The sequence below is a fragment of the Mesorhizobium sp. M1A.F.Ca.IN.020.06.1.1 genome (assembly GCF_004023265.1).
Lineage (GTDB): Bacteria > Pseudomonadota > Alphaproteobacteria > Rhizobiales > Rhizobiaceae > Mesorhizobium.
Genome location: NZ_RZSR01000350.1, coordinates 1 through 5472, shown reverse-complemented (window position 1 = coordinate 5472; position 5472 = coordinate 1). Strand labels below are relative to the sequence as shown.

Genomic DNA, 5472 nt, shown 5'->3' with positions numbered 1-5472 from the left:
GCGCGTATAGGGCACGACGCAGAAGGTGCAGAACTTGTCGCAGCCCTCCTGAACGGTAAGGAAAGCGGTGACGCCGCGCTTTGCCAGTTCGGCGCGCTTCGGCTGCGGCAGATGCTCGAATTTGTCCTCAATGGCGTAGTCGGTCTCGACGATCTTCTCGCCGCCGCGTACCCTCGCCAGCACGTCGGGCAGCCGGTGATAGGTCTGAGGGCCGATGACGAGATCGACGGCCGGCGCACGGCGTATGATTTCCGCCCCTTCGGCCTGCGCCACGCAGCCGGCGACGCCGATCAGCAGCTCACGGCCGGCCTCGGCGCGCTCGGCCTTCATGTCGCGGATGCGGCCAAGCTCCGAATAGACTTTTTCGGCTGCCTTCTCGCGGATGTGGCAGGTGTTGAGCAGCACCAGATCGGCGTCTTCGACGGCGTCGGTGGCGACATAGCCGTCGGCTGCCAGCGCATCGGTCATACGCTGGGAATCATAGACATTCATCTGGCAGCCATAAGTCTTGACGAAGACCTTTTTCGCCGCCCCGGCATGCACCGGCTCGCGCTCAGGCGCGGTGCCGATGTCGTGACTTTCAATCGTGTTCAATTCCATCGGGCGGCTTCTAGCGCCTTTCCGCGACAAAAAACAGCCGATTCCGGCAGGCTACGGCGCCGCGCGTCCGTTTTTCAAGCTATGCGCTGACGACTGGGACGCGGCTCGGCGAGCGCAGCTTGCATCATCTCGCGCACTCTCGCTTCCATCAATCTTGCCGTTTCCTTGCGGTTAGAACCCTTGGAGAAGGGCACCGGATCACCGAAATGCACTTCGGCATCGAGCGAGCCCTCGGCAAGCAAGCCCTTCAAATGCGGCATCAGATCCTGGTCGCCGATCCAGGCGGCGATCGGCCGGTGACGGCGGCCCATCGGCACGCCATGCAGGCGCGTATAAGCGATCGCCACCGGCTGGATGAAGACCTGGTCCGCCGCCCCTTCCGAAATCGCCATCGAGGCAGCGCCGAACAAGGTGCTCTTGAACGGCAGCACCAGATTGCCGTCGCCGGTCGAACCCTCGGCGAACAGCACCATGGCATCGCCCTTGGCCATGCGTCTGGCGATCTCGCTCGCCTGGTCGCCGGAGGTGCGCCTGCGCTCGCGCTCGATGAAGACGGTGCGCTGCAGCTTGGACAGCATGCCGATCATCGGCCAGCCTTCCATGTCGGCCCTGGCGATGAACTTCACATCGACAAAGGAGCCGAGCACCATGATGTCGGTCCAGGAGATGTGGTTGGCCGCGATGAGCAAGGGGCGCTGCTTCGAGAGCGCGCCTTTGACGTGCACGCGCATGCCCAGCGCCTTGAGGATCATGCTGTGCCAGATTTTGAGGACGACCGTCTCCGGCCAAAGCCTCGTCTTCATCGACAGGAGCTGCAGCGGCGCCAGCACCAGCGTGCCGGCGGCGACGAGGCCGAACGCCACGAAAATCCGCAATTTCTTGATCATTCGCTCCGGCCCTATCCCACGGTCTGGCTAGCGAAGATCGCGGCGCATGACAAGCGCGCCGGTCGGGCCGTGCTCGGTCGACCGGTAGTAGTTCGGACGCTGGCCGACCTGACGGAAGCCCAGCCGGCGATAGAGCGCGATGGCCGGCGTATTGGTCTCGTCGACCTCGAGGAACAGCGCCTCGGCGCGCTGCGCATGCAATTCGCGCAGCACCGCATCGATCAATTGCCAGCCAAGCCCCTGGCACCGATGGGCGCGAGCCACCGCGACCGTAAGGATCTCGCCCTCGCCTGCCGCGAGCCGCGCCAGCACGAAACCGACCGGCGGCTTCGCACCCTGCCCGGTCTCGCGCGCGGCGTAACCGAACACGGTGTCCTGTTCGAGCAGTGCCGCGAACTCGCCATCGGTCCAGGGGCGAACGAAATCCTCGCGATGCAGCACCGCAACGGCGGCGCTGTCGGCCACCGTCAGCGGCTCCAGCGCATAATCCCTGCGGCGCGGCTGAAAGAAAGGGATGCGCATCAGGATTTTTTTCCCTTTGGTGCATGATCTTCTCCAGAACCCGGCTTCCCGGATTCATGGCTCCGCCTTGGCAGAATGAAACCGGCCTGCGGCTTGGCGTCGGCGCCACGCAGATAGAGCGGCTTCGGCTTTGCGCCTGGCCCTTTCGCGGCGGCCAGTCGGGCATAGGTCGCTATGTCGGCTGTGGCAATGGCCGGCCCGGTGTCGAAACCATGTCCGCTCGCCGCGATCAGCGGCGCGGCGGTGCCGGTGAGGACCGCTTTCGCATCGACTGCCATTCCGGTCGCTTGGGAAAGCGTGGCCACCGTTGGTCCGTAAGTCAGAACTAACGCTTCATCGAAAAGCGCCGCATGGAGTTCCTCGCGGCCGGCGTCGAGCGCCGCCAGCACGGCACGGCCGGGAAAGGCATTCGCGGCTTCCGCCGCCAACGCTTCCAGCGTCGTCACGCCGATAGCCGGGATTTTCAGCGCCAGGGCCAAGCCGCGCGCGGTCGAGACGCCGACGCGCAGGCCGGTGAAGGAACCGGGGCCGATCGAGACGGCTACAGCGTCCAAGCCTTGATAGCCGATCCCGCTGGCCTTCAATGCCGCCTCGATGACGGCCATCAGATGCTCGGCATGCCCTTTGCCGAGGTCGAGCACCTGGCGGCCAAGCTCGATGCCAGCGTCAGCGTCGTGTACGCAGGCGGCGCAGAGATTGGCGGCGCAGTCGATGGCGAGCAGCTTCATAGGGCCGGTTAACCAACTGGATCAAAACACATTCCCTGTGCCCGGCATGGCCCGCCGCCGCAAGGGCCACGCCGCATAAATGTTATGCGGCTTGGCTTTAGCGCGACATCAGGAAGCTGGCCTTGACAGCGATCAGCCCGCAGCCGCGATGCGCAGCATGTGGTTGTCCCAGACATAGTCAGGTTCGGCGCGCGACCCGCCCGCACCGCCGACGATCTCGCCAGCGCCGGTCGTTGCCATGAAGTCGGCGCCGTCCGGCGCGAGACCGCAAACTTCGACCAGCGACTTCGTTGCGACAACACGTCCGCTGGCGGCATCGATGACGGCCAGCGAATTACCCTCCGGCGAGGTCACGGCGACGGTGCCGGCATCGGGATTGGCGGCAACCGAGCCGATATAGTTGCGGAAGCCCGACAGCACGTCCTGCGGCATTTCCAAAAGCTGGAGCTCCTTGCCGCGCGCGGCGCGGCCGACCAGCGCCGGCCGGTCGATCGCCGGCCCGCGATATTGGCAGCCGAACCAGACGGTGCCCGCCTGGTCGCGGTCCATGTGACGGATCGACAGCTGATGCAGCGCCGGCGGCAATTCGTGCTTTTCGATCAGGTCGCCAGTGATGCGGTCGACCAGCGCGTAGGACGGCTTCATCGTTGCGATGTTGAGCTCGGCGCGGCCGAAATCCGGATGCGTTTCGATGCCGCCATTGGCGATGGCGAGCGCCCTGCCGTCGGCGAGCAGCAGCAGTTCGTGCGGACCCATGCCGTAGGTCGGGAACTCGCCGACGCGGCTGAACTTCGCCCGCGCGTCATAGACGCCGACGACGCCGGCGGCGTTGTGGAAATCATTTTCCGTTGCATAGAGCAGCGCGCCGTCGGGCGAGAACACGCCGTGACCGAAGAAGTGCCGGCCGGCAATGCTGGCGATGATCAAAGGCTTCTCGCGGCCGGTGTGGTCGAAGACCATCGCGAAGGTGCCGGGCTGGCGGGCGAAGACGACCGAGCGTTTCGACACTGGATCGAACGCGACGTCGTGGCCACGGTCGGGCAGATCGAGCGTGTGCAGGATCTTGCCGGCCTCGGAGAGCACGGCGGCGCCGAAGCTGCCGTCGCGCCTGACGAAGGCCGTGGCGAAGACGGCGTCCGTTGCAAGCGTCTCCGCCCAGGCGCGCGGCGCCATCGCCGCGGCGAAGCCGGCGCCGGCGGCACGCAGAAAGTCGCGGCGATCGATGAGCGGCGTCGTCACGGCGTCAATCACCATCCAGCGACGAAAAGCCGGCGGTGAGGCCAAACTCGGCGGTCATCCTGGTGCCGATCAGGGTCGAGAGGCTGGAGGTGATCAGCGCGAGATGCTCGAGCTTGTCGCGCAGCGCCGGATCGGCGAGCGCCTTATCGATCGGGCCGCCAACAGACTTCGCCGTCGCCACGCCGTTGGTCAGCTGGATGTGGATGGATTCGGCCATCCACCGCGCATCGGCGGGCAGCGCATCGCCAAGCTTCGAGGCCTGGAACAGCTTGTCGATGCCGGACAGATTTCCGGCCAGCGAATTCAGCGTGTTCTGCGAACGCCAGTAGATCGCCTGCTTCGGCTTGTCAGCATCGGGCTTCGCGCCAAGAAAACCTTTGAGCCGCACGTCGCGGATCATTTCCAGCTCATTGATGAAAACGCCGACCAGTTCCGTGACCGCTTCGGTGCCATCACGATAGAGCGGGTTCTTCGGCCCCGGATTGGCCCAGAGCGAGGCAAAACCATCGGGCTTGCTCCATGCTTCGCGGACCTCGCCGGCAATCGCCTGGATGTTGCTGGCCACCGCCGCCCCGTAGGCGCAGCGATAGGGATCGTCCTTACTGGCAAGCGTTTCGGCACCATCGCCGAACAGCACATATTCCAACGCACCGAGGCCCTGCATGGCAACGCTCTTTCCCGCGAGTTGCGCCGGATCGTCGGCGGATGGATCCTTGGCAACGAGGGTCGACTGCACCTGCCTCAATCCGATGCTCTTGCGGTCCGGCCAGTACAGCATGCGCTCCAGCCGGTTGTTTTCCTTGATGGGCCCGAAGGCGATGATCTCGGCCACCGACCAGGCTTCGACTGTGGCGGAAAACTCGGTACGCGCCGCGTCGAGATTTTGCTGGGACGGCGCATTGCAGAGCTGGCGCATCGCCTGGGTCAGGGTCCCGGCATGATCGTCGAGGCTGGCGTAGGCCGGGCGGACGAAGCCGTCGATCGCGCGGCCGATGACATCGGAGGCTTTGACCGCGGCCTGGGCCGGCAAGGCCGCGGCCAGCAAGAAAGGAAGGGCAAGCGCGGCGGCACGTCGATTAAACATCAGAGCGACTCCAGGAATTTGATCAGCGCATCGCGGTCGGCGGCAGTTGCGCCGGCAAAGCGGTCGCGCGCCTTCTGGCCCTCGCCGCCGTGCCACAGGATCGCCTCTTCGAGCGTCCGCGCGCGGCCGTCATGCAGATAGAAGCTGTTGCCGTTGACCGTGGCGGTCAGGCCGATGCCCCAGAGCGGCGGCGTGCGCCATTCGCTGCCGCTCGCTTCCCCCACGCGCTGGCCGTCGGCGAGACCCTCGCCCATGTCGTGCAGCAGGAAATCGGAATAGGGCCAGATCAGTTGGAAGGCTTGCGCCTTGTTGGGCGTGCCGCGCATGGTGACGAATTTCGGCGTGTGGCAGGAAATGCAGCCCATCTCGTAGAACTGCTTCTTGCCGGAAAGAACCTCCGGCTTGTCGAGGT

Annotated in this window: 6 protein-coding genes and 1 pseudogene; all 7 read right to left on the bottom strand. The window is 65.3% G+C overall.

Annotated features, from left to right (window positions below; translation table 11 throughout):
• Positions 1-600, bottom strand: a pseudogene (locus EOA60_RS16705) (tRNA (N6-isopentenyl adenosine(37)-C2)-methylthiotransferase MiaB); the annotation flags it as partial.
• 74 nt (positions 601-674) lie between these two features.
• Positions 675-1487, bottom strand: coding sequence for a lysophospholipid acyltransferase family protein (locus tag EOA60_RS16700; RefSeq protein WP_095824236.1), 813 nt, complete (start codon positions 1485-1487; stop codon positions 675-677).
• 27 nt (positions 1488-1514) lie between these two features.
• On the bottom strand, positions 1515-2009 hold the full coding sequence (locus EOA60_RS16695) for an N-acetyltransferase (protein WP_095824237.1): 495 nt from the start codon (positions 2007-2009) through the stop codon (positions 1515-1517).
• The gene (tsaB, locus tag EOA60_RS16690) at positions 2009-2737 is read right to left on the bottom strand and encodes a tRNA (adenosine(37)-N6)-threonylcarbamoyltransferase complex dimerization subunit type 1 TsaB (RefSeq protein WP_095824238.1); all 729 of its coding nucleotides are present in this window, start codon (positions 2735-2737) and stop codon (positions 2009-2011) included. Before tsaB ends, EOA60_RS16695 begins: the two co-directional genes overlap by 1 nt.
• A gap of 132 nt (positions 2738-2869) precedes the next feature.
• Complete coding sequence (locus EOA60_RS16685; RefSeq protein ID WP_127335259.1) at positions 2870-3976, bottom strand: DUF1513 domain-containing protein; 1107 nt, start codon at positions 3974-3976, stop codon at positions 2870-2872.
• A gap of 4 nt (positions 3977-3980) precedes the next feature.
• Positions 3981-5060, bottom strand: a complete 1080-nt coding sequence (locus EOA60_RS16680) for an imelysin family protein (protein ID WP_127335258.1) — start codon at positions 5058-5060, stop codon at positions 3981-3983.
• Positions 5060-5472, bottom strand: a 413-nt coding sequence (locus EOA60_RS16675; protein WP_128311618.1) for a di-heme oxidoredictase family protein, incomplete at its 5' end; no start/stop codon positions are given. The genes EOA60_RS16680 and EOA60_RS16675, both read right to left, overlap by 1 nt.